Origin of the sequence: Paraneptunicella aestuarii (assembly GCF_019900845.1) — a bacterium.
Taxonomy (GTDB): domain Bacteria; phylum Pseudomonadota; class Gammaproteobacteria; order Enterobacterales; family Alteromonadaceae; genus Paraneptunicella; species Paraneptunicella aestuarii.
Genome location: NZ_CP074570.1, coordinates 4,785,901 through 4,810,189 on the forward strand (window position 1 = coordinate 4,785,901; position 24,289 = coordinate 4,810,189).

Below are 24,289 nucleotides of genomic sequence, written 5' to 3' on the forward strand. Positions count from 1 at the left end.
GTTCGAAAAAGTAAAAACGGCTGATATCTCTATCAGCCGTTTTTTTTTATATTTTCTATATTTTTCTGCATAGCGGCTTAATCACCGCCCAGTCGCCAAATCTCGTTGGCATTCAACCTGATGGTTGAGTTAAAGCCTAATTAGCTAATCGCGTAAAGCATCAATGCAGTAACGATTAACCCAGATACGCCAAAAAATCCGTACTCGATACGGTGTTTAATGGCACTATCACTAACCGGTTGAAAAAAGCTCATAATAATGCTGCTTAATCCCAAAACGAATGCCACTAGCATTAGGCCGAATAAAAATGCAGAACCCCAATCGCCCATATTGCGTATCCTATTAGTCAAAAGGACGGCTATTATGCCGTAATACTGGGATAAATATAGTGGGTTAGATCAATATTTGTCTAATCTGGAAGCGTGAAAACCCACATTAATTGCAATTGAAGAGGATCCATTGATTAATTCGGTAACTATTATAGGCGCAGGGTGGTTAGGCCAAGCTCTCGCAGAACATTTGCGCGATTCTGGCATGTCAATTTGCCTGTCTGCGCGCAGCAACGAAAAAGTACAAACCTTGAGTCAACAAGGCTGGCAAGCCAGCCAATTTGAATTAGGCAACTCGGTTCAGTCTTCCTTGGTTAATAAAGTTCAAAATGAGCATCACCTTGCCATCATCAATATCGCACCAGGACGACGAAACCTGGAACCTGAAACCTTCGTCGCCAATATGATTAAACTGATCGATGAACTCGTTATACTGGGCACAACTCATTTATTGTTTATTAGCACAACTTCTGTTTATGGCGACTTACAAGGAACCATTACAGAAACCACCAGCACGGCTCCAGGCACTCCCTCGGGAAAAGCCCATGTCGAGATAGAAAATTATATTAGACAGCGATTAGCCAAGGCGACCATTCTACGATTAGCCGGTTTAGTAGGTGGGGAGCGCCATCCAGCCAAAAGTCTTTCAGGAAAACTGGATATTCCTCACCCGAACCAGGTTGTTAATCTGGTACATCGAAACGATGTGATAAAAGCAATATCAGCAATTATTGATAACGATATATGGGGGCAAACATTGCACCTATGCTCGACAGAACATCCGACGCGAAAAGAGTATTATCAATGGGCTGCGGCAAGATTTAATCTGCCGAAACCAGAGTTTTTACCAGAGGGTTCGGATTCAATTTCTGGCAAATTAATTGAGGCTAAAAACACCATTAAGAAGCTGGGGATCACGCTGGATTATCCCAGTCCTTACGATATGATTTGATGAAAATTAGAGTTAGAGACCACTTAACGTTTAACTTAACCAGTAAGTAGTCTCTAACTATTTGAATGTTATCCAATTAAACCCGTGCCAAAAAACTTAATGGCAACAGTGTTAATGAAGATCAACAATAAAATCGCGGGGATAAAAGTACCGACCGAGAAATCAACGTACTTTTCATAAAAACTGCCTTTGTAGCTTGGTTCACCGTGATCCAGCTCTGCATTAAAGTTCGCCCGCTTCCAACGATAGATAACAAAGATACAAATCAGGAAGCCATTGAATGGCAAAATGGTGTCGTAGAACACATCCACCAGCACATCAAAAAATGACTTACTCTGACCCGCATAGCTAACGAAGCTGGTGAAAAAGTCCATCATGCCAAAGGAAGTAATGGAAACAATCGACAGGGTTAGCATGGCAACGCCCAGTACCAACAATGAAGTCTTACGATCTAAATTACGCTCGTCCATCAAGGCGGCATTGGGTACTTCCAAAATGGAAACCAAAGATGTAATCGCCGCGAAGAACACCAACAAGAAAAACACAGAAGCCACAACGCTTGCGCCGGTATAGCCAATAGAAGACTGAAGTGCCAGAAAAATCTTGGGCAAGAATGAGAAGATCATACTGACCGAAGAATCACTTAAATCAGCAGTATTGGTATCAGGGTTAAAAGAAAACACCGCAGGTAAAATCATCAAACCGGCAATAAAAGCAACGGCTGTGTCGGTCAAGGCCACCATTTTCGCAGCACCAGGCACACCATTACTACGGTTTAAATAAGAACCATAAGTAATCATGATCCCCATGCCCAAAGATAGAGAGAAAAAGGCTTGCGATAGTGCGGCACTCACCGTAGATGCAGTGATTTTGCTGAAATCAGGGATTAGATAATACTCAACACCTGCGAATGCGTTATCTAGTGTCAGTACAAAGATAACCATACCAATAAGCATGAAGAACAAAGTCGGCATAAGTAACTTCGCCGCTTTCTCAATACCTTCTTGCACGCCCCCCAGCAATATTAAGTAAACCAAACCGGTTACTACAGCCAAAAAGATAAAGATGTCGGAAGAATTGATGAAGTTACCAAAGGTGTCGGGCTTTGCCAAAAACTCCAGGTTTCCAATCATTGAATTAAAAAGATATCCAAATATCCAGACGGTGATCACCATATAAAACACAGCGATCATAAAGGGGGTGATGATCGACAACCAACCCGCCATCGTCCAGGGCTGTTTGTGTCCTGAAATTTTATTGTATGCGCCAAGCGGATCTTTTTGCGTGTGGCGACCAATAGACATTTCTGCCAACATCACAGGCAAACAAATAAAAAATACAAAAATTGCATAGATAAGCAAAAACGCGCCGCCACCGTTTTTTGTTGCAGCGACAGGGAACCCAACCATATTCCCGATCCCTACTGCAGAGCCTGCCGCAGCTAAGATAAAACCGAGTCGGGAACCAAACTGTTCACGAGGTGCACTCATACCCTCTCCCTTTCAATACAATTATTTTTGTTATAATTCAGCCAGTTTTTATTACCAGCGTCACATTTCGACAGCGATGTTAACAATTGCCTTACAAAATGTCTTTTCAAATGTGGTGAAATGCTTGGAAAAATAAGTTCACTCTGGCTTACAACCAAGGAAAACTCTGTACATAACACTTTGTTCACAGATATATACAGGACAACCTCTAACGCACGATGTAAATCAGATTAAGATGAAAGAAAATGGAAGTATTCTGGTTCCATCATCAGTATTATCAAGCAAGCAAATTTAATCGAATCAGGTTCAAACATGAGTAATATTCAGCAAGCTACCTTGGGTGGCGGTTGCTTTTGGTGTATTGAAAGCGCATTTAACAGCATTGATGGTGTGGTGAAGGCTATTTCTGGTTATGCTGGCGGGCATGTCGATGAGCCAAGCTACGAGCAAGTGTGCTCAGGCGACACAGGACACGCCGAAGTGGTAAGAGTCGAGTTTGATGCAGACAAATTATCATTCCGTCAGGTTTTAGAAATCTTCTTCGCGTTGCATGATCCAACCCAGCTAAACCGCCAGGGTAACGACATAGGTACTCAATATCGAAGCGCTGTGTTTTATCATAACGATGAGCAAAAACAGTGTGCTGAAGAGATCATTCAGGAAATGAAAGATGAAGGCATTTGGGAAAACCCAATCGTCACGGAGATATCCCCACTAACTTCATATTTTGACGCAGAAGATTACCATCAGGATTATTTTTCAAACAATCCGCAAAATCAGTATTGCAATATGGTGGTTGCGCCAAAACTGGCGAAGTTTAAAAAGACATTTGCTCAAAAGCTAAAAAAACAGGACTAATAATAGAGTTCTAAAGCAGGGCTGAAAAAAACGAATGGAAGCACTCTCGATACATCACGTTAATTAAAGGTGATGTGAATGAAAAAACCGGGAAGCCAATAAAAAATAACCTAACTATCGAAGTGATAGTTAGGGGTCTAAAAGTGTTACTTCTGTAGGCAAAAAAACAAATACGGTAGAAACATGAGGCGTGCGCTATATCTACATAGGCTAAAAATACAGCCACGCCCGAAAATCAATTTCCCTCTCGGCAGTCCATCGCCCTTGTGCTCCAAGTCAATTCCGTCTGCTTACAGCTCCAGCGATCCCTTCCATCCAGAAAGGGGCATTAATCCTTAATGTGTCCATTTAGTCCTTTTATCCCAACGTTTCCTGTTGGGGCATACGTCCTTGCATGTGTCCTTAATCCTTAACCATTCCATCCCTGAACACTTTCCAATTGTCCTTATTCTTCCTGAAAACCTTCAATCTCCTGATCAAAGTGTTCATCCTGAACTGCTCCTTGCTCCATGTTTTCCATTTTCATCCTTATATCTCAAACATCCTGGTTTGAGGCACATATCCTTATGTGTGTTCCATTTCCATGTTTATGCTATTCCCAGCTTTCCCTTTACATCCTGAAAGGGGCACTCATCCGTGAATGGGTCCATTTCCATTACATCCTGTTATTTCCCTGTCTACCTTGACCTTCCCGGCCTTCCTGTCCGAGAAATTCATTCCTTGAATCCATCCTTGTCCCTAAATACTTAATATCCTGTTTTCCCTGTTTCTCGCTAATCCTAAGCAAGACATTCAACCTTGAATGTGTTCCTGTTTTCTATCCTGACCAATTTTCCTTTTATCACTGTTATTTCCTTCTAACAGTATTCTTCTTCCTGAAGTTGTCCCGATGTTCTTCCTGACCTCGGTGTTTCCTTGTGACATGAGTAACTATAAGTGTTTCCAAATCCTTTTCTATCCCGATCTCTCAAAATTAGACGGTAAATTTACAACTCATTACGGGTTGAATTTAAATTTAACCATTATTTATCAATGACTTGCAAAAAGCACCCTACCATTGACATACACCAAATTACCCGCATTTCCTACACAGATGTAAGACATGTCTTACAAAGACAAAGGGGTATATCTTACCTTTTGGATTGAGTAACTTTTGAACCTTCAAAAATAGTGTTCAAATAATTAGCGATTCTTATTCCACCTTGCTTTAAACGAGCTCTAACAACTGGAATATTTTCATAAGAATAATCCCAACTAATGTCATCACTTTTTGGATAAATCTGATCTCGTATAGCCGTGCTTTCCTTAACCCAAACCATTGGGTCGTTACTCGCCCAAGCTTTTCTCTCTATATCAGTGATACTTGCTCCCAGCCATTGAGCCCATTCAGTAAAAGAAAGTTGCTGACGATCAATCAAACCGCTATCCCAAACACGATGTAAGTTTGTGTCTTCTTTGAAAAATTCGACTTTCTCATCATTGCCACCTCGGTCAGTACCATTGCCAGCATGTAGTGGCTGATGTAAGTCGCCAATAATATGAACAATAAAACGTAGTGCTTTTTGCTTTTCCTTTAACGATGCATCTTCGCTAAGCAGAACCTCTCTGAAATTCTCCAAAGCGCTAACAGCATCGCCTTCATCCGGAGCGCCAACATCTTTATATTCTTTGCCTTTAGGAACGGTGACGTAATGCCAGGGGCTTGCTGTTTTTTTCCAGAATTCAGACGGATTGGAACGCATTTCATCAGGCCAGGTCGACGCCTGCGCTAACGTTTCCGTACCCAAAATGGCTTTAACTTGCTGTTGTGCTTGCTCTGTCAAATGTGCCTGGGCAATCTCGCCCGTTACACGATGCCCAGTTTGCCCCCAGGCAAAAACCTGAGAGCTGATAACTGTGCAGGTCAGCACGAGTGAAGGGAGTATTCTCATAAAGTAGCCTCTTTAATTATTGTTTTTAATCTTTGTCATACAGCCTAATCGTATTAGGCCGTCATTTTGCCATTAGATGAGCGCAGTTTTGCACACAGAATGCCTTGTTTCTGTAACAAAACGATGAATTCATCCAATATGAAAGTTTGATTGAAATTGCTCTGCAATATTATTACTTGATACCGAAAGCCAAGGGAGTTTATAGCCGCAACTAATCAGAGCTGTTATAGCCCCAACGTTCCATCAGGGTTTGCTCAATACCCAAATGATCCAGAATTCTAGCCACAACAAAATTCACCAGATCGTCTACACCTTTAGGTTGATGATAAAAACCGGGAGAGGCTGGCATCATTGTTACGCCCAAGTTGCTTAAGGTAAGCATATTCTGTAGGTGGATACTGGAGAGGGGCATTTCCCGCACAACCATGATGAGCTGGCCTTTTTCCTTAATCACAACATCAGCCGCTCGTTCAATTAAATTGTTACTGGCTCCAGTCGCAACAGAGGACAAGGTACTGGTAGAGCAAGGGCAGACAACCATTTGCTTGGGCGCAGCAGAGCCAGAAGCAACAGGAGAAAACCACTCTTCCTTGCCATACACCTTTATTTGCTCATCTTCGCACTGGCAATATTCCACAAAGGTTTTCTGCATAGCTTCAGGATTAGCCGACAATTGCATTTCATGCTCTGTCGCAAACACAACACGAGCAGCCGAAGAAACCAACAAATGAACCTTATAATCTGCAGCAACTAAAGCCTGTAAAAGCCTCAAGCCATAAGGAGCACCAGAAGCGCCAGTGAAAGCCAATGTGATTTCTTTTTGCTTACTCATTTATTGTTTCTCTGCCAATGCTTGCAATAACTTTCCGTGAATGCCGCCAAATCCACCGTTACTCATTACTAATAAATGGTCGCCCGGCTTAGCCTTGCTCAGAACAGCTTGCTGCAACTCATTCATATCACTGAATATAGTAGCTGTTTTTTCTTCTTTATTAGTCACTAGCTCCCAATCCTGATCGGCAGGGCGGAATATTAATGCTTCATCAGCCGCTTGCAGAGAATGTAGCAGGGAATCTTTGTGATAACCGGCTTTCATAGTGTTGGAACGTAATTCCAACAAGGCAATAATACGCTCGTTCCCCACCTTGGCTCGCAAGCCACCCAATGTTGTCTCAATCGCGGTGGGATGATGGGCAAAATCGTCGTAAACGGTAACGCCAGCCGCTTTACCTTTCACTTCCATACGGCGTTTCACGTTTTTAAAATTGGCTAACGCTGCAATGGCATCTTTGGGTCGAACACCTACATGGCGCGCTGCCGCAATCGCCATCAAAGCGTTGTTCACATTATGCTGACCAATCAAAGACCACTGCACAATGCCCATTAATTCATTATTGAAATAAACCTCAAATTCACTGCCAGCTTCATCAAGCTGTTTAGCTTGCCATTCCTTACCAACTTGCTGCTGCTCACTCCAACAGCCCTTTGCCAAGGTTTGCTCTATGGTTTGCACACCGCTAGGGGACAACACCAAACCATTGCCTGGAACCATGCGTAATAAGTGATGAAATTGACGTTGAATATCTTCAATACTGTTAAAAATATCCGCGTGATCAAATTCCAGGTTATTAATAATTAACGTCTTCGGACGGTAATGAACGAACTTACTGCGCTTGTCGAAAAACGCAGTGTCATATTCATCGGCTTCAATCACGAAGAAGGGGGAATCACCTAATCGGGCAGATACTGAAAAGTTTTCCGGTACGCCACCGATCAAAAAGCCGGGTTGCATACCGCAGTCTTCCAAAATCCATGCAAGCATACTGCTACAAGTGGTTTTGCCATGCGTTCCCGACACAGCCAACACCCATCGCTCTTGCAGCAAATTATCCAGCAACCATTGAGGCCCACTAGTGTACGGCAAATTGGAATTTAACACATACTCGACGGCTGGGTTTCCGCGTGACATGGCATTACCAATCACGACCATATCTGGCTGAGGCTCAAACTGAGACAAATCCTCATAGCCTTGAAAAAGCTCAATACCGAGTTCTTCAAGTTGCGTACTCATTGGTGGGTAAACCTGTTGGTCGGAACCAGTAACCTTGTGGCCCAGCTCTTTTGCCAAGGCAGCAATGCCGCCCATAAATGTGCCACAAATACCTAATATATGTATGTGCATAAAATGACTGTCATTAGAAAATTGACCGTAGCCTAACAGAGCAAAGCTCTGCCCTCAATGTTACATCAGGCTCTCAAAACCCATTTAGGCTGGATAATTGGGAAAATTGTTATCCAGACCAGTAAAAATGCAGCTCAAAGATGTTCAAAGCGTGCAGATACAGTACAATATGCAGCCGAACCCAACTACCTTAAATAATAAAACTTAAAAACAGGTAGTAACCCTACAGACACAAAAAAGCAAAGGTTATTCCACGCTATGAAACGATTAAATTCACAACTGCAAGAAGACGGGTGCCCACTCGAACTGATCCTGTTGATTCGTACCTTACTGGCCGGATGTAAAGAAATCTCTTTCCGGGTTAGCCAAGGCGAACTCGCTGGTGTACTGGGGTCAACATTGAGTGACAATGTGCAGGGTGAAAGACAAAAGAAACTGGATGTTATCTCTAACCAAATCCTGAAAGACATCCTGAGCGAATCCGGTTACGTTAAAGCCTTATCTTCGGAAGAAGAAGATACGGTGGTTGGCTGTAACCCTGATGGTAAATATCTGGTCAGCATCGATCCTCTTGATGGTTCGTCGAACATCGACATCAATAGTTTGATTGGTACGATTTTCTCTATCCAACACGCACCACAATGGATGGAACCTGACGATCCCCAAGCCTTCCTGCAACCAGGAACTCAGATGGTTGCCGCTGGTTACGTTCTTTATGGCCCATCGACAGTGTTGGTTTTAACCACGGGACGCGGAACTCACGGTTATACCTTGGATAAAACCCATGGTGGTTTCCTGTTAACTCGCCCTAACATTCGGGTTCCAGAGCAAACACAGGAATTTGCCATTAACGCATCTAACCAGCGCCATTGGGAAAAACCCATGCAGGATTACATTGCTGATTTGTTGGCAGGTAAAGATGGCCCTCGCGGTAAAGACTTCAACATGCGTTGGATTGCTGCGATGGTGGGTGACATTCACCGTATTTTGTCTCGCGGCGGTTTGTTCACCTATCCGTTTGACTATCGAGAGCCAAACAAACCAGGCAAATTGCGTTTGTTATACGAAGCTAACCCTATGGCATTTTTGATGGAACAAGCTGGCGGTGAAGCTTCAACGGGCACACAGCGCATCATGGAAATTTTGCCGACCGAGATCCACCAACGTGTACCGGTGATCATGGGCTCAAAGGAAGAAGTGGCAATGTGTCTGGAATATCACAACCGCGAAGCAAACTAATTCGTAGTTATTACATTTACGATTAATTAAACAACGGTTGCAGTCATCTGTCACCTGTAGAAACTTATCGCAGACTCGCCGTGAATACATCCATGTAGGCCCCGCAGCCGCGTCCCTGCGGCTGAGGGTCTGCTTATCATTTTCTACAGGTAATATATCCCCTATCTTAATCTCACTTTCCTTTGAAAAACCACACTACATAACGCCAAGAATGGCGTACAATCGAACGCGCATTTCTACAGCACATCAGGTGTATTTCCGCTCCAAATAGCGGGCGTATATTCTCATATGCTTTAAATAGTACCAGATGGTTCTTGTATCGGGTCACGCGCCCCGAATATGATGCCATTCCCACATTGCATTCTGTGCACAGTAAAAAAGAGAGGAGCACAATGAAACCTAGCGTTAAGCCGAACAACCCGCATTTTTCATCTGGACCTTGTTCCAAACGCCCTGGCTATGATGTCAGCAAGCTTGATCTTTCCACCCTGGGACGATCGCATCGCTCGGGTTTAGGCAAGCAAGCGTTAGGGTTGGCATGTAGTAAAACCGCTGAACTACTGGGTTTGCCGGAAGGCTACCGAGTAGGTGTTGTTCCCGCCTCAGACACAGGCGCTGTTGAAATGGCTCTATGGTCATTGCTAGGGGCAAGAGGCGTCGACGTTCTTGCGTGGGAATCATTTGGTAGCGGTTGGGTGTCGGACATTCTGAAGCAATTAAAACTGCAAGATGTTCGCGAATATTCTGCCGATTACGGTGATCTACCAGATTTGTCTCAAGTTGATTTCAATAATGACGTGGTATTTACCTGGAACGGGACAACATCAGGCGTCAAAGTACCGAATGGTGACTGGATCCCCAATGACCGCGCAGGCTTAACCATTTGTGATGCCACTTCTGCGGTATTCGCGATGGACTTGCCATGGGAAAAACTCGACGTTGTAACTTACTCCTGGCAAAAAGTGCTGGGCGGTGAAGGCGCTCACGGTATGCTGATCCTTAGCCCTCGCGCAGTAGAGCGCCTGGAAAGCTACACACCAGCATGGCCAATGCCGAAAATCTTCCGCATGACCAAAGGCGGCAAACTGATTGAAGGTATTTTCAAAGGCGAGACCATCAATACTCCTTCTATGTTGTGTGTTGCCGATTACCTTGACGCTTTGAATTGGGTCGAAGATTTAGGCGGCGTCGGTGCAGCGATTGAACGTTCAGAAGCCAGTTTGGCAACGATTAAGAAGTTCATCGCGGAAAATGACTGGATCAGTTTCCTCGCCAAAGATGCCGCGACAGTAAGTAACACCAGCGTGTGCTTAAGTGTCGATGCTAATGCCGATCAGGTAAAAGCCATGGTGAAATTGTTAGAAGCAGAAGGCGTAGCTTACGACGTAGCTTCTTACCGCGACGCACCTGCGGGTATCCGTATTTGGTGCGGCGCAACCGTTGAACCATCTGATGTAGAAAAATTAATGCCTTGGCTGTTTTGGGCTTATGAAGAAGTGACCAAGTAACACTAATCCAAATAAGGGCGACCGATATGTTTCGAGTAAAAACTTACAATCGAATTTCAGTAAAGGGTTTAGAGCGTTTTTCACGTGAGCAGTTTGAAGTGGGAGGCGATATCGCACATCCAGAAGCGATCTTGTTAAGAAGCCACAAATTACACGATGAAGCCGTTCCACCTTCTTTATTGGCGGTCGCCAGAGCGGGAGCGGGAGTGAACAATGTGCCAGTTCAAGAATACAGTGACAAAGGCATTGTTGTTTTCAACACTCCCGGCGCTAATGCTAACGCGGTAAAAGAACTGGTACTTTCAGGTTTATTACTGGGTTCCAGAGGCATTGCTCAAGGCATGAAATTTGTGCAGGAACAAACCCATATCACCGATGCGGCTGAAATGGGCGCTCTCATGGAAAAAGAGAAAAAACAATTCGCCGGACAAGAGCTGTACGGAAAAACCTTGGGTATTGTCGGTTTAGGCGCGATCGGATCCATGGTGGCAGAAATGGCATTAGCTTTGGGCATGAATGTATTGGGTTACGATCCCAAGCTCTCTATAGAGGCTGCATGGCGCTTGCCTAACCAGGTAGAAAAAATGGATAATCTGCAAAGCCTGTTATCCAAATCTGACTACATCACTCTGCATGTTCCCGCTATCGAAGCGACCAAGCACATGATCAACAGTGAATCTCTTGCTTCAGTTAAAGCTGGCGCAGTGCTACTTAACTTTGCACGCGAAGCCATTGTTGACGCAGATGCTGTCATCACTAGCCTGGATGGCGAAGGTGGGCTAGCTAAATATATTTGCGACTTCCCAGAACCAATCCTGTTAGGCAGAGACAACGTTATCGCTATGCCACACATTGGTGCCAGCACCACCGAAGCAGAAGAAAATTGCGCTGTTATGGCAGCCGACCAACTTATCGACTTCCTGCACAACGGCAACATTAAAAATTCAGTGAACTTCCCCGCCATTGCAATGGAAAGAGCACCGGGAAGCGTCAGAATTACCTTCGCAAACCAAAACGTTTCCGGCGTATTGGGCAATGTATTAGGCATATTAGCAGAATACTCAGCCAACGTACTCGACATGGTAAACAAAAGCCGAGGCGACCTGGCCTACAACATCATCGACGTCGAGCAACAGCCCGACCCACAAGCCATTGAGGCTATCAAACAGATCGAAAGCGTAGTGAGCGTGAGGGTGATTTAAGCCCTCATTTTTTACAACCTCTCACCGACAGACCATAAATGAGCATTTATCACACCTTTATTGACCCGTCATTGTGGTTATGATTAAATCCATTTCAAACATAGAGTTCAACACTCAAATTCCCCCCGAATGAAAGAGTTTGAGCACCAGATACTGAACACTAACAAATTCCCATGCTCTACATAACTTTAGCATTGCCACTTACAGTGCAGATCAAGTTGCCCTAAAAGACATGTGACAATTAATTTGAAAGGATAACTAGGAATTATGAATTCCTTAAGCCGGTTTAGCCCAATATTTATTTCTTTATGTTATTGCTTGGCATCTAGCTTATCTGTTGTCTGTTCGAGCTTTTTTGAAGGGACATTATTGGTTGATAATCTCAAAGTAGTAAATGGGATAAACATCACTCAACATGCCTATGTTAATAATTACTCTACAATTATTAATTTTGTTTTATTAAACCCTCTAGGCATTTATTTTTTACTGAATGCTGAAAACGGATATAAGCAGTCTTCCATTTACTTTCAAAATGAAATGGCGTTTTCAAAGTACCATAAGTTAGGACTTACAGTCTTATCTTCTATGATCGGTAGTTCACTCATGTATTTCTATTTTGATGGATTTATTGGTGGCAATTTCTTCACAGCTGCATTTGAACCCGATGGGGACGGTAAAGCCGTAGTTTCAATAACGGGTATTTTTATCTTTTTTTGGACTGCATTATACATGTCCTTTCTGTTTTATAATTGCATACGATATGGCCAATACATTCTTTATATAAGGGAGCGAAATATACAGGAGTTTGGAATATCGTTGTCTACGAAAGTTCATCGAAGCATTGCAATTGCAATATATCCCTGCGTCCAAGTTATGTACGCTATAACCACTATATTCTTGGTCATGATTATTTTTATGTTTAGAGATTATATTCAATTTGAAATAGATGAAAGCAGGCGGGTTTGGTTGTTTGCTCCATATTTGTTGGTAGGGATCTGTTCGGCTCTTCCATTTTTTCATCTGCATAAAATCATGGCAGCTCAAAAGGAAGTTATAGTCAACAAAAGTGCAAATGAAGTAGAAAGACGGTTTTTAAACAACGCTGTTAGCACCAACTGGCAATCTATAAAACTAGACAATATTCTAAAAGCTGCTGATTCAATGGATAAAACAGAGAAGTTAAGTAACATTTTAAAAGTATGGCCTGTTCAGCTGAAAACATTGACGATGCCAAACATAAGTTTTGCAATTTCGTTATTTACACTTATGTATAAATTACTTTCGGTCTTCACTTCTACTCAAACAGTATAAATACCCAAATGCACCATAAATAGCCCCCCAGCCAAAACTGCGCCAGCAGGTATATCAACCAAGTAATGCTGTTTTGTATATAGGGCGCTCATAGATATCAAAACTGGCATAAGAAATATGAGAAAAATATACGATGAAAAGGAAGCATATAAATTATTTGTTATATGCAGGGCTGTTAAGACTGATGTAGCTACGTGCATTGATGGGAAGCAGTTTCCTCCCTTATCAAAATGATGAACAATTCCTAAGAATCGTTCAGATAAAGAATTTTTCGAATCATATTCTCTCCAATGTGACGGTGTTTTTACGGGAAAGAAATAAGCGATAATGAGCTGGCAAAAAAGTAGTAGCAGGAAGTTAAGACCTATATAACAAAATTGCTTCAAGTCCTTTACAGTCAGAACTATCGAACAGATAAAAGGATAATAAAAAAAAGAGTATATCCAAACCCAACGAGGCTTGAAGGGGATTTTTTCATCAATACTAATCTGCAATTTCTTCGCGGACTTCAAAGGATATTTTTGAGGAAGAAAATAAATTTGATAACCACCAAGTATTAAAATTATCGTTAGAAATACTGCAACAGCAATATCTAAAAGAGCCATAATTCCTAGTTATGCGTACTAATTCACAACCCTCCCTCTCACATTCGCCTGAGACACTTTTTCCTTCAAAAGCGTGTCATTGACGTGGGTATAGATTTCCGTGGTAGATATACTGCTGTGGCCTAACAGCCGTTGTACAAAGCGGATATCCAGGCCGGATTCCAGTAGTTCACAGGCTGCACTGTGCCGCAGCATGTGGGGGGTGACTTTTTGTTTGGTAAAGGCGCGTTGTGCGATTTCTTTGACGAGCTTTCTTAAGAATTGGGTTGATGCGGGTTGGCCTCGGCTGTTGACCAATAAGTTGTTATTTCCGGGTTCTGCTATTTGGCGTAATTGTGTGTAGGAATAGATCAGTTCGCACAGTTCTTCGTCGGGAATAAACACGTATCGCTCGCGCGCACCTTTGCCGAATATTTTAATTTTCCGCTCATACACATCGACAGAATCCAATGTAATTCCCGACAGCTCCCCAACCCGAATTCCTGTGCTTAACATTAATTCAACAGCCACTAATGTAGTGAGCTTATTCAGTGATTTTTTGGTTCCAATTAGCCGGGCGATTTTCCGGTAATTGTAGGCATCTGACTTTTTCAATCCGAGCTCTATTTTGGATTGCTGGATCATATTATTGATGTCTTTTGCCGGTACGTTTTTGGGGAGTTTTCGGGGGAATTTGATGTCGGTGCGAAATTTATGAAATGGGTTTATTTCAATAACTTCTTCCAGTTCAAGCCATTTAAACATGGCACGAAGACAGGCCAATTTGCGCTTAATTGAGGCGGGTGATAATTCTTGATCACTCAAATAATTGTGAAACTTCTGCAATTCTTGCTTGGTAATCAACTCGATCTCGAGATTTTTACCAACGCAATCGGAAAATTGTTCGAGATCGATGTGATAGGCTTTTAACGTGTGTTTCGAGAGATTTTTATTTCTGGTACAAACTTCCAGATAAAATGAACATATACCACTTAAACTGTTCATTACTACTACCATACAAACCAAAAGTTTGTATGTTACTGTTTTTTCATAGAAATGAAATTAAATATCGGTAAATATTAAAACCGAAAGATTGAGTTATCCCCAATCCGTTATTCCATACTCACATATCCCGGCACTTGCTCTACGCGTTTTAACCAGGCTTGAATATGCGGGTATGGCGTTAAATCAAAGCCGCCTTCGTGGGCTACGTGGGTGTAGGCATATAGGCTGATGTCTGCAATCGTTGGGTTGTCACCGATAAAAAATGGCGCTGCTGCCAGTTGCTTTTCCATCACTTTTAGCGCTTTGTGTCCACCTTCTTGCTTGCTGTAATATTCCTCTTCGCGCTCTTTCGGCAAGCATTGATATTTATTAATGAATCGAGCAACAGCAATGTAGGGCTCATGGCTATATTGCTCGAAGAATTGCCATTGTAGAACCCTGGCTCTTGCCAAGCCTGAGTCTGACAGATAAGGCGTGCCTTCAGCCAGATAATTCAAAATAGCATTGGATTCTGTGAGCACTTCCTTTTTCCCGGTTTCATCCTCGATCACCAAAACAGGAATTTTTGCGTTAGGGTTTAACGCCAGGAAGGCCTCGGTATGCGTTTCCCGAGTCAAGACGTCGACGTGTATCCATTCATGCTCAATTCCCAACCACTGCAATAACAACTTAATTTTGTAGCAGTTGCCTGACAACATATCGCCATAAACTTGATACTTCATTACCGATTCCCCAGATGAATTTGCCTGGCAGTTTGACATATAAAACTGAACCGAACATCAACCATTTCTCTACAGTCCATTCATTGACAGGGTAAATTTTAATGGCACTATAGGTTTAATCTCTCCCAGATAATATTAGTGCTCATGATACCCAAACGTTACCTATCTTTATTATTCATATCGATTTCTTTTAATTTGCTGTCATTGAGTGTATTCGCTCAAGCAAAGCCAGAAGTGTCTATGCCGGCAGAAAATCAATCAACTGACTTTGTTAAAGTATTCAAATACGACAATTCAACTCAGTGCGCCAAAGACGGAATAACGCTGGAAACAATGCAGTTGGAGCTGGAAAATTTAGGCATTGACGTGAGCTGCGCTCAAAAAGGTGATGATGGCATGATGCGCCCTATGGTTTGTGGCGCGCCAAGTGGAAAGCTGAATGTATATAAGATCCCGGCAGATAACGTCGCGGACGCCGAGGCAGCAGGCTTTAAACCGGTATCAGAATTAAAGGGATTCCGAGACAAGCCTTGCCGTTAGCAGAGCTTGACTAGAAATCCTGTACACTTTCAGAATCGGGTTCAATTTTCAGCGCTAAAAACACCAGGTAACAGGCGATAACAACGTCAATAACACCACAAAACTCAGGCCACCAGCCAGGAGCCCCATCGTTTACGAAAAAAGAACCGTGAACAATGTCATATAGACCATGAGCAGTAAACCCCATCGCTAATACAAGGATACCAGAAGACGGATTAATCCGAGCTCCCAACATAGCCCAAGCCAGAAAACATAAACCGATCAGGAATTCCTGAAAAAAGGCATCGTAATCAGAAACGTATAAAGCAAACAACCAGTAGAAGATAGGGAAAGAAGACAAGAGGGCAGAGTATAACCACATATGATTCTGTAATGGCAGTTTGTAACCTTGCCGTACAAGCATCAACGCGACAAACAAACCAACCAATATTGCGTAGATGCTCATAGAGCAAACTCCTTACTACTCGTAATCAAGAATAACTCTCGACAGTAGTAAAGATGATTCAATTGAGATGGCTTAATGATCCAACCTGAGTGCGCCACAGTAATACTCCTCGCCTTAGGGTACCTATATCGAAAATTGCTCCGAAAATTACCGATACCTGCGTTACAAACTCCACACCGCGCAAAATATCAGCAATGAGTAGCAAATTTCAACCCTTAATTTTGGTGAAAAATAGTTCATAGCGATTAAGTATTGTGCAACTTTTTCTAATTACAATAAATTAAGCCAAATAATTTTTAGTTTTGATCTTGGAGGCAGTTGAACTTTCGTGATCAATTATGCAACAGCCTGGATGAGATTTAGACGAGGCAGAGACTGCGTAGCATAGTGATCTATGTAAGTGGTCTCTAACAAAGTATAAATCTCATCCAAGCGTTGCTACAACGCAAGGAATACTGTACTCCACAACTGAGCTGGATTTGACTCCGTAATGTCTGAACGACGCTGTCCAAATGCTTCCATTTGATACTGTCCATCCTGCACCGACCAACTCCACAACTCAGACGATTTAAGCTGTTCAGTATCTTTCACAACTTGCCAAAGCATATCTTTGGTTTTGTGCAATTCAGCTCTTACTTGCTTAGTCAAATCATCTCGCTCTAACTGCCGTTCAATACCAACCAACATCATTGCTTGCTGCCAAGACCAAACCACGATGCCGTGATATTTATCGCGACCAAACAAATGCTGAATTTCTTCACCTGCATAAACAGGGTTTGAAACCAGCATGCCTATCGGTGTCATCAAGCCATAGGGAAACGGGGACTGCACATTTTTAAGAATCTGGCTTATTTGCGATTCGGATGGAGAACCAAATAGCAACATGAAACCGGTGTCGGAATGCATCACTGGCAATGGGCTGCCGTCTTCATTCAATGCCAAGGCATAAAAAGCAGCAGGCTCGGCCTCTCGCTTTCCAGAAACGGACACAGACAATCGCTTGGCGTATTCTTTCTGATTATCTTCTACGACAGATTGAGAAACCTTCGTCTCAAAGAGAGGAGGAACCTTGCTCTGCCAATGCATTGCCATTTGACGTAGCTTCTGAGCCGTAAAGCTTGTATCCGACACAGACAACAGCCCTTTTTCTAGTAGCTGAGCTCCAGCCTCTAACGCCGCAGGCATCAATATCGCATTAACATCAAACGGGTATTTAGCACCGCCTAATCCTTCTTCACTATCTCGCCAATTGCCATCATAGTGGCCATCGGGCAGCCCGATCAGGTGTAATAAATCCGGTTGCTGATAAAAAGCCTCAGCGGCATTTACCGCGTAGCTTAAATTGAGCGAGAGCAAATCCCCTAATCCTTGCCCATCTGAACGTGTTCTTTGCAGAAAGGCTTTTGCTTTTTGGCCATCAATAGATAGTAGGTACTTACTGATAATTGGCAGTAACATGAGATCATCATCTAACATATCGTAATCATAATAAGGGGAATCGCTAAAAGACGATGACCCGTTACCACCCTGCTCTTTTTGTTTATCTTTGATATGTCTTAACAGCGCAAACTCACCAATATCTTCTTCATGAGCGACTCTTCCCTGCTCAGACATTCGTTCAAGCACGGAACTCAACACCGCTTCGATCGCATCATCGGTTAAAGCAGGCATTAACATACGTAACGACAGCAAGGTGTCGCGCCCAAAATAGGTTAGAAATCGCCAGGAACCCGCCAGCATTTTTTCTTGATAAGTGAGGAAATTGAGCGAGTTCAGTTGTTTTGGATCGGCATCTTTTTGGTACTCAAGCTTAAGAGGTGACAAAGGCGTTAAAGGGGTTTCCGAAGTCGCGGCACGCAACCTCATTCTTAAAACCCCCTGTTCAGACAACTGTAATTGGTAACCGGTATCCGTTAATGCGATAGAACCTTCCAGCACATCAATACTGACCTTGTACCCAGCCTGACCATCAAGACGATTTCGATGCCAACTGATGTGTTTTTTATGAGCACCAATCAAGACATCGTCCACATTCACAGGCACTTCAGCAATGCGCTGATATTCACGTAATACTCGAATACTTCCCATCACGACTTTACGTATCTCCAGAGCGCTTCCTGTTACCGTCAATTCAGTATCAATGCCGTGATAGCTTTGCTCCTGCTCTACAAACTGCCAGTTTTTCAGCGGCTGAGATATCTGCCATTCCACCTTGTTTACAACAGGATTAAACCAAAGCCCTATACCAGAATTTCCCGCTGGAAAGGCAGTAATCAGGCGAGGTTGATTACCATTCGACATAATGACATGGGCAGCAGCAGAGCCATTGCGATAGAAAGCACTTAAATTGCGCCCTTCCTGCAAAGTGAAATTCAGTTCAGATGACGGTTTTTCTGTAGCTCTAGCATGCTCCTTTTGGCTAACAGCGTCAGATGCAGAACATCCCGACATAACCAGAAGAAGAAACGCTGAAAAGAAGAAAGAACACTTAACAAACGGAGCACTTAACACCGCTCTTGAATTTGCCATAACCACTCATCCAATAGGAAATATTTTTCCATCTTGGCATACAATCAAGGCAACTTGCAATCGTTTGCATTTTTTCTTATTAAATTTTAAATTCCAATTAAACCTCTGATAAATCAAGCTTTCTGACTTTCCCTGCACCAATACCAAACTCCTTTTTAAATGCTCGAGAAAATGCACCTTCAGAAAGATAACCCACTTCAGCTGCCGCTGCACTTACCGAATATCCTTGCGTTAGTAATTCCCAGGCACTTTGTAAACGCCACCAAATCATATATTCATTGGCCGTCCAACCACTGACATCTTTAAACGCCTTCACAAACGCAGTGCGGGACATGCCGGCAACTTTCGCCAAAGACGCCAAACTCCATTTATCGCTCAACGTGTTATGAAAAGCCTGTAACGCCTTGGATATTTTAGGGTCAATATACAAACTCAATAGACTGGCTTGAGTAGAACTACCCTGCAAATAATGGCGTAGGGCATAAATAAACAAAAGCTCAGACAAGCGATTCAAGATTGATGAATGCATGGTTTGATACTGAGTGCTTTCACTCACCAGCAACTTGGTCAGCTTCTTCAACCAGGGAGTGGAGTCGCCACTACGAATAAGCAATACTGAAGGCATTGCATCCAGTAGTTTGTTCTGATGCAAATGCGAGACTTTCAAGCCACCGCACAACAGTCCAGTGCCACTTCGCCTGGACTGATATTCCAAATGAGCTTGCTCTCCTTCCTGAGGATGAACAGGCCACAATTTATGTTCCAACTCCTTGGGAAAGATTATTAAATCCCCCTCGTATAATTCTGTTTTGATATGCCCAGGAACATCCAACATACAACTTCCTGTCGTCACAACATGGAAGCAGGTACTACCGGGCTCGTGCTCTTGAATAAGCCAATCACCACACACTTTAGCGTTATGGTAGATATCGACTTTTAAGCGTAGTAATTCAATGAAATCGTCAAATGCAGTCATAGTCAAAATTGTACTATTGGCAAATTTATTGCCAATAAATGATCTTATCGTACAGTTTAGTTGATTAACAAAATTGTGCAAAAAACAAACAGCACAAAGGTCACAAAACGGTTACTTCTAACAGCATGGGTTAACAAACAAGGACGAGCAAAAGAACAGCTCATGCAGAACAGCAGTAAATAACCCTATTCATACTAAGTGTATACAACAAAAGAATATTTTGCCGAAATTCCTGCAATAAAAAGCCGAACAAAATTCCGTGTCCGGCTTATTTCAACCAAAAGCTCAAACCACCAGCTATGGCTAACGGAATTACTCACAAAGTGAGAGCACTTTAGCTACCAACTTACTAATACCTTCATCAGCCTCCAAAATAGAGCCAGCCAACATGTAAGCCGGTGTACTGACAACCTTATTGTCTTCATCCACCACAAAATCCTGAACCGGGCACTGCACATGCGCTCCCCCTAATCCCTCTATCTCTTTGATCGTGTCAGCGTCATTACCAATAGTGGTTTTTGAACCAGGGCCATACACAAGAGGGATCATAGCAGGCGCAATACAGATATAACCTGCCGGTTTACCCTCCGCAGCAAACGCTTTACAGACATTTAGCACTTCGGATTGCATTTCAGCCGCGGCACCTTTCACCGCAAAATTCGATAAGTTCTTCGCAGCACCGAAACCACCCGGTAAAATCAGCGCGTCAAAATCTGCCACATTTAATTCTGTCACCGCTTTAATGTCGCCGCGAGCGATTCTTGCAGCTTCCACCAGTACGTTACGGTTTGGCGTCATCTCTTCACCTGTAAGGTGATTAATGGTATGCATTTGTTCCATATCAGGCGCAAAACACTGATAACTTGCACCCGCTTTAGCAATATGGAGTAACGTTAGAACGGCTTCATTAATTTCCGCGCCGTCGTAAACGCCGCAACCAGACAGGATCACTGCAACCCTTTTCATTAGCTTGTCCTCGTATCTCAATGAGTGTGAAAGGTAAATAATACTGGGATGAAGTGTAGCACGACACATAGCCATGAACAGCTTGAGCGTGTTGATCTTTCGGGTAGGACTGGTAGCAGAGTTTTACTCTGTTACAGGAATTATTTTTCTTCTCAAGAGCCTTCTGAGGTATTCTTTAGCTTTCGATTAAACACATAAAGATACATTGAAGCACTTAATAAAAACCCATCAATACATCATCAATCCTGTCACTCGGGAAATCAGAGTTGATGGCAGCGAAGCACAAAGCATTAGCCTCAGACCCAAAACCTTTGAGCTGCTTCTATTACTACTGGAAGAACCTCTCAGAATATTTTCAAAACAAGATATTTTAGATACCGTATGGGCTGGAAGTGTGGTCGAAGAACAAGTGATATTTCAATCTATCACCGAGATACGAAAAGCCTTTACCACTCCAAACCTACTGACAAATTACCCCAAGAAAGGCTATGCATGGACAGCAGATGTAGAAACACTGGAAGAAGTTAGCGCGACATCACCAACGCCAGAACCTAAAACCAACCCAAATATAAAAGCTCGACCTGCTTTTATATACATTCTTCCCATACTCATGCTTGCAGGTTTGGGAATTTGGCAAGCTCAAAATATGATTGCCAGCAAGCAAACTATATCAGCGCCAACCCAACAGTCTATCCAACAAGGTACTGTCATCATGCTACCTGTACAAACCAGCCAAACCACGCAGGTCGAATCCTGGATGAGGCTAGGGTTAATGGATCAGGTTATTGGGCAACTGAGCGATAAATTACCGTCCACGGTATTGCAGGTAGAAGATGTACTTGATCTGCTACGGCGCGCCAATATAAATGGAGAAACCTACAGCGAACAGGATATTCAAGCCTTGTTCCAACGCTCGGGCGCAGTAATGATCATTGAGTTGTTGATCAATGGCGTTCCTGGTGAATATGAATTGATATATCGCTTACATAGTCGTGAAACGGAAACCGATGGCGTTGAGGTGGGAGCTAGACTGGATGAACTTCTTGGCAAAGTATCAGAAAAGATCATATTGCAAAAAACCGGTTCTCAAACTCATCCCTTTAGTTCCACAAGCCAGTTTAACAATCGCCTGCTCGCCAAAGGTGTTGAGCTATTAAAGTCAGGAAAATCTGAACAGGCGATTCCCATTTTTCAATCCGCTATTATTTACGAGCCTGACAATCATCTACTGCAATACTATTTGGCAAAAGCGTTCATTGCTCACGAGCAATATGATGATGCCATCACTACATTAGAAACAACGCTCGCCAATGCAACCAAAACCCGCATTTTTGAGTATCAGGGCAGGCTTGAGTACCTTCTTGCCAGTCTTTACCTTGACCATAAACCCGCTTCATTATCTGAATCTTTGTTACAACAGGCGCAAACACATGCTCAAGCTGAAAACGACTGGCTATACCTTGCTTACGTCATTTCATTACAAGGAAAACTTCAGCAACAGCAGGAAAAATTTAATGAAGCCGAACAAGCATTTAATACTGCGCTCAACTACCAGCAAATAATGGGTTGCCCCTATGGTGAAGTGCAAAATCTTCTGGATTTGGCAGAACTAAATTCACTAAAAGACGAACCTCAAAAAGCCCGCCTTCAACTCAATGAAGCCAGGAAAGTGATTAAGGAAAGGCATCTGGAGGCAGCAATTCCAATATTGCAATCGATAGAGGAAAAACTCGCGTTATCGTTATAAAGCACAGATGCACTCACCCCTGAGTAGACGCATATTTTTCATCTTTAATACTTGCGTCTTCGTTGCCTGCTTCTTTGCTTGTTGTTTCTTCGCTGATCGTTTCTTGAATAGCCTCTTCGATATCGCTTGGACGCAACAATTTCTCAATTTCAGCGATACGGCGGCTTGCCTTGGCCAGCAACTTAACAATACGTTTGTAATGCCCAAGTACGTTAAAAGCAAATTGAATATTCGCACCAGAAACGGAGGCACTCTTAATATGTTTAAGCAGCTTTTCATTGGTCTCATCGACAACTGAAACTAACTGTGAAACATCTTTGCTCAAGGCCTTTGAATAGGGTTCGCGAAAGTGTTCAATTGCCAAGTTGTAACTGCCGAGCAAAGGGTCGAATATCTCTAACAGTTTAGGATCCTCATCCAGCTTCTCGCTTTTGCATATATCCCGATCCATAAACAACAAATTAGACAGATTCTGGCTGCACTTTATCTCTAAATTCAATACATGCGCCAATTCATCCGCCATTGGCTGACGAAACAGCTGAATAACAAAATCATCTAATTTCGCTAATAATCGCTCCATTTGATCGACTTCTTTTAACGCCAATTTCTTGTCTGTATTTTGCAAAATAGAGATAGTCATCGAATGCAGGTTTTTCAGTTCCAGCAAAATAGATTGAGCCGCCACGGGGGGCATTGTCAGCGTTGTTTTGTCAACATATCGTAATCTCAAAGGCTCTCGTTGTTCCGATATAAATCGCTTTCTCAGAAAATGTGATATTTTCGGCTCCAAAGGTATCATTAGCAGCACGCCAATCACGTTGAACAAGGAGTGGTAAACAGCTAGCCAAAATGCCGCATTTCCTCCCATCAATTTTTGTTCATAAGCTTCCGAGAATACTTCAGATACCAACGGTAATAATAATAATGCGGCTGTACCGGCAACCAGATTAAAAATCACATGTGCCCAAGCGACTCGTTTAGCATTAGGTGTTGCACCAATAGTTGCCAATAATGCTGTTGAAGTTGTACCAACATTAGCACCGATTACCGCAGCAGCGCCTAACTCAAGAGGCACAGTTCCGGCATTAACCAACGTCAAAATCATTGCCATTGAAGCACTGGATGATTGCATTACAGCTGTCATAACAATACCGAGGCCAATAAACATCATGACGTGATACGTATCGAATGTTCCAGCATCCACAAAGGCAAAGCTTCCCTGATGATCGGCTAATGCGCTTTGCAGTAAATCCAAACCAACAAACAGCAAACCAAATCCGGCTAATGCACTGCCAACCGCTTTTAAACGGGCTCCCTGAGAGAGAATATGCAAGAAAGCACCAATACCCACTAACGGAAGCGCGAAGATCTCGACTTTTACCTTGAATCCGATCAGGGCAACGATCCAGCCTGTCATTGTTGTGCCAACATTACTGCCAAATACCACCCAGGCCGATTGCCCCATAGTAAGCAGTCCAGCATTGGCAAAACCAATGGTAGCCACAGTAACCACGCTGGAAGATTGAACGAGAGAAGTTAAGGTAAAGCCAGAAATAAAACCTCGGGTTTTGGTATTGGTTCCAGCATATAAATAATGTTCCAGCTTCTCTCCTGCCGATTGTTTTAAACCATCAGTAAGATGCAGCATTCCCAACAAGAACAAGCCTATTCCACCCAGCAATGTGCCAATCGCAATGATCAATTCAGGTTACCTTTTATTATTTTCTTTTATTGAATTACTTATGATTCGTTAACTTGCCCGTTAGGCTCCGT

Annotated in this window: 21 protein-coding genes; 8 read left to right on the forward strand and 13 right to left on the reverse strand. The window is 42.9% G+C overall.

Annotated features, from left to right (window positions below):
- Window positions 1-140: 140 nt before the first annotated feature.
- A complete protein-coding gene (locus KIH87_RS18790; protein ID WP_232359383.1) occupies window positions 141-329 on the reverse strand; it encodes a hypothetical protein in 189 nt (62 codons plus the stop codon).
- Window positions 330-459: 130 nt separating this feature from the next.
- Between KIH87_RS18790 and KIH87_RS18795 the strand changes: the two genes are divergently transcribed.
- Entirely contained in the window at window positions 460-1,281 is an 822-nt protein-coding gene (locus KIH87_RS18795; protein ID WP_232359384.1) for an NAD-dependent epimerase/dehydratase family protein, read from the forward strand.
- A 68-nt stretch (window positions 1,282-1,349) separates the two neighbouring features.
- On the opposite strand, the gene KIH87_RS18800 is transcribed toward KIH87_RS18795, so the two are convergent.
- Entirely contained in the window at window positions 1,350-2,771 is a 1,422-nt protein-coding gene (locus KIH87_RS18800; protein WP_232359385.1) for a sodium-dependent transporter, read from the reverse strand.
- A gap of 312 nt (window positions 2,772-3,083) precedes the next feature.
- On the opposite strand from KIH87_RS18800, the gene msrA reads away from it, so the two are divergent.
- Window positions 3,084-3,629 carry a peptide-methionine (S)-S-oxide reductase MsrA gene (gene msrA, locus KIH87_RS18805; RefSeq protein WP_232359386.1) on the forward strand — a complete coding sequence of 182 codons (546 nt, stop codon included), beginning with the start codon at window positions 3,084-3,086 and terminating at the stop codon, window positions 3,627-3,629.
- A gap of 1,130 nt (window positions 3,630-4,759) precedes the next feature.
- Here the strand turns inward: msrA and KIH87_RS18810 are convergent.
- The 3 genes from KIH87_RS18810 to mpl form a co-directional block, all read right to left on the reverse strand.
- Window positions 4,760-5,560: a S1/P1 nuclease gene (locus KIH87_RS18810; protein WP_232359387.1), complete on the reverse strand. Its 801-nt coding sequence runs from the start codon at window positions 5,558-5,560 to the stop codon at window positions 4,760-4,762.
- Between the two features lie 211 nt (window positions 5,561-5,771).
- Window positions 5,772-6,392 (reverse strand): flavin prenyltransferase UbiX, encoded by a 621-nt coding sequence (locus KIH87_RS18815; protein ID WP_232359388.1) that lies wholly within the window; start codon window positions 6,390-6,392, stop codon window positions 5,772-5,774.
- The gene (gene mpl / locus KIH87_RS18820; RefSeq protein WP_232359389.1) at window positions 6,393-7,742 is read right to left on the reverse strand and encodes a UDP-N-acetylmuramate:L-alanyl-gamma-D-glutamyl-meso-diaminopimelate ligase; all 1,350 of its coding nucleotides are present in this window, start codon (window positions 7,740-7,742) and stop codon (window positions 6,393-6,395) included.
- A 258-nt stretch (window positions 7,743-8,000) separates the two neighbouring features.
- Between mpl and KIH87_RS18825 the strand changes: the two genes are divergently transcribed.
- From KIH87_RS18825 to KIH87_RS18840, 4 genes are all read left to right on the forward strand, one after another.
- A complete protein-coding gene (locus KIH87_RS18825; protein ID WP_232359390.1) occupies window positions 8,001-8,981 on the forward strand; it encodes a class 1 fructose-bisphosphatase in 981 nt (326 codons plus the stop codon).
- Window positions 8,982-9,373: 392 nt separating this feature from the next.
- Window positions 9,374-10,489 carry a phosphoserine transaminase gene (locus KIH87_RS18830; RefSeq protein ID WP_232359391.1) on the forward strand — a complete coding sequence of 372 codons (1,116 nt, stop codon included), beginning with the start codon at window positions 9,374-9,376 and terminating at the stop codon, window positions 10,487-10,489.
- A 26-nt stretch (window positions 10,490-10,515) separates the two neighbouring features.
- Window positions 10,516-11,691, forward strand: a complete 1,176-nt coding sequence (locus KIH87_RS18835) for a phosphoglycerate dehydrogenase (RefSeq protein WP_232359392.1) — start codon at window positions 10,516-10,518, stop codon at window positions 11,689-11,691.
- 267 nt (window positions 11,692-11,958) lie between these two features.
- On the forward strand, window positions 11,959-13,002 hold the full coding sequence (locus KIH87_RS18840) for a hypothetical protein (protein ID WP_232359393.1): 1,044 nt from the start codon (window positions 11,959-11,961) through the stop codon (window positions 13,000-13,002).
- Here the strand turns inward: KIH87_RS18840 and KIH87_RS18845 are convergent.
- The 3 genes from KIH87_RS18845 to KIH87_RS18855 form a co-directional block, all read right to left on the reverse strand.
- Entirely contained in the window at window positions 12,990-13,607 is a 618-nt protein-coding gene (locus KIH87_RS18845) for a phosphatase PAP2 family protein (protein ID WP_232359394.1), read from the reverse strand. The two genes, KIH87_RS18840 and KIH87_RS18845, sit on opposite strands and share 13 nt — an antisense overlap.
- Window positions 13,608-13,625: 18 nt before the next feature.
- Complete coding sequence (locus KIH87_RS18850) at window positions 13,626-14,591, reverse strand: tyrosine-type recombinase/integrase (protein ID WP_232359395.1); 966 nt, start codon at window positions 14,589-14,591, stop codon at window positions 13,626-13,628.
- Window positions 14,592-14,698: 107 nt separating this feature from the next.
- Window positions 14,699-15,313, reverse strand: a complete 615-nt coding sequence (locus KIH87_RS18855) for a glutathione S-transferase family protein (RefSeq protein ID WP_232359396.1) — start codon at window positions 15,311-15,313, stop codon at window positions 14,699-14,701.
- A 240-nt stretch (window positions 15,314-15,553) separates the two neighbouring features.
- Here KIH87_RS18855 and KIH87_RS18860 point away from each other — a divergent pair, with 240 nt between their 5' ends.
- Window positions 15,554-15,853, forward strand: a complete 300-nt coding sequence (locus KIH87_RS18860; protein WP_232359397.1) for a hypothetical protein — start codon at window positions 15,554-15,556, stop codon at window positions 15,851-15,853.
- A 10-nt stretch (window positions 15,854-15,863) separates the two neighbouring features.
- On the opposite strand, the gene KIH87_RS18865 is transcribed toward KIH87_RS18860, so the two are convergent.
- From KIH87_RS18865 to elbB, 4 genes are all read right to left on the reverse strand, one after another.
- Complete coding sequence (locus KIH87_RS18865; protein ID WP_232359398.1) at window positions 15,864-16,298, reverse strand: hypothetical protein; 435 nt, start codon at window positions 16,296-16,298, stop codon at window positions 15,864-15,866.
- A gap of 438 nt (window positions 16,299-16,736) precedes the next feature.
- A complete protein-coding gene (locus KIH87_RS18870; RefSeq protein WP_232359399.1) occupies window positions 16,737-18,827 on the reverse strand; it encodes a glucosidase family protein in 2,091 nt (696 codons plus the stop codon).
- 97 nt (window positions 18,828-18,924) lie between these two features.
- The gene (locus KIH87_RS18875) at window positions 18,925-19,803 is read right to left on the reverse strand and encodes an AraC family transcriptional regulator (RefSeq protein WP_232359400.1); all 879 of its coding nucleotides are present in this window, start codon (window positions 19,801-19,803) and stop codon (window positions 18,925-18,927) included.
- Between the two features lie 312 nt (window positions 19,804-20,115).
- A complete protein-coding gene (gene elbB / locus KIH87_RS18880) occupies window positions 20,116-20,769 on the reverse strand; it encodes an isoprenoid biosynthesis glyoxalase ElbB (protein WP_232359401.1) in 654 nt (217 codons plus the stop codon).
- Window positions 20,770-20,974: 205 nt separating this feature from the next.
- On the opposite strand from elbB, the gene KIH87_RS18885 reads away from it, so the two are divergent.
- Window positions 20,975-22,516 carry a winged helix-turn-helix domain-containing protein gene (locus KIH87_RS18885; protein WP_232359402.1) on the forward strand — a complete coding sequence of 514 codons (1,542 nt, stop codon included), beginning with the start codon at window positions 20,975-20,977 and terminating at the stop codon, window positions 22,514-22,516.
- A 13-nt stretch (window positions 22,517-22,529) separates the two neighbouring features.
- Here the strand turns inward: KIH87_RS18885 and KIH87_RS18890 are convergent, their stop codons facing one another.
- The gene (locus tag KIH87_RS18890; protein ID WP_232359403.1) at window positions 22,530-24,218 is read right to left on the reverse strand and encodes a Na/Pi cotransporter family protein; all 1,689 of its coding nucleotides are present in this window, start codon (window positions 24,216-24,218) and stop codon (window positions 22,530-22,532) included.
- Window positions 24,219-24,289 lie beyond the last annotated feature (71 nt).

Bases quoted from the DNA above. Each gene is read 5' to 3' on its own strand.
- KIH87_RS18790 (WP_232359383.1), bottom strand. From the start codon at position 329: ATGGGCGATTGGGGTTCTGCATTTTTATTCGGCCTAATGCTAGTGGCA.
- KIH87_RS18800 (WP_232359385.1), bottom strand. From the start codon at position 2,771: ATGAGTGCACCTCGTGAACAGTTTGGTTCCCGACTCGGTTTTATCTTA.
- msrA (WP_232359386.1), top strand. From the start codon at position 3,084: ATGAGTAATATTCAGCAAGCTACCTTGGGTGGCGGTTGCTTTTGGTGT.
- KIH87_RS18810 (WP_232359387.1), bottom strand. From the start codon at position 5,560: ATGAGAATACTCCCTTCACTCGTGCTGACCTGCACAGTTATCAGCTCT.
- KIH87_RS18815 (WP_232359388.1), bottom strand. From the start codon at position 6,392: ATGAGTAAGCAAAAAGAAATCACATTGGCTTTCACTGGCGCTTCTGGT.
- mpl (WP_232359389.1), bottom strand. From the start codon at position 7,742: ATGCACATACATATATTAGGTATTTGTGGCACATTTATGGGCGGCATT.
- KIH87_RS18825 (WP_232359390.1), top strand. From the start codon at position 8,001: ATGAAACGATTAAATTCACAACTGCAAGAAGACGGGTGCCCACTCGAA.
- KIH87_RS18830 (WP_232359391.1), top strand. From the start codon at position 9,374: ATGAAACCTAGCGTTAAGCCGAACAACCCGCATTTTTCATCTGGACCT.
- KIH87_RS18835 (WP_232359392.1), top strand. From the start codon at position 10,516: ATGTTTCGAGTAAAAACTTACAATCGAATTTCAGTAAAGGGTTTAGAG.
- KIH87_RS18840 (WP_232359393.1), top strand. From the start codon at position 11,959: ATGAATTCCTTAAGCCGGTTTAGCCCAATATTTATTTCTTTATGTTAT.
- KIH87_RS18845 (WP_232359394.1), bottom strand. From the start codon at position 13,607: ATGGCTCTTTTAGATATTGCTGTTGCAGTATTTCTAACGATAATTTTA.
- KIH87_RS18850 (WP_232359395.1), bottom strand. From the start codon at position 14,591: ATGAACAGTTTAAGTGGTATATGTTCATTTTATCTGGAAGTTTGTACC.
- KIH87_RS18855 (WP_232359396.1), bottom strand. From the start codon at position 15,313: ATGAAGTATCAAGTTTATGGCGATATGTTGTCAGGCAACTGCTACAAA.
- KIH87_RS18860 (WP_232359397.1), top strand. From the start codon at position 15,554: ATGCCGGCAGAAAATCAATCAACTGACTTTGTTAAAGTATTCAAATAC.
- KIH87_RS18865 (WP_232359398.1), bottom strand. From the start codon at position 16,298: ATGAGCATCTACGCAATATTGGTTGGTTTGTTTGTCGCGTTGATGCTT.
- KIH87_RS18870 (WP_232359399.1), bottom strand. From the start codon at position 18,827: ATGGCAAATTCAAGAGCGGTGTTAAGTGCTCCGTTTGTTAAGTGTTCT.
- KIH87_RS18875 (WP_232359400.1), bottom strand. From the start codon at position 19,803: ATGACTGCATTTGACGATTTCATTGAATTACTACGCTTAAAAGTCGAT.
- elbB (WP_232359401.1), bottom strand. From the start codon at position 20,769: ATGAAAAGGGTTGCAGTGATCCTGTCTGGTTGCGGCGTTTACGACGGC.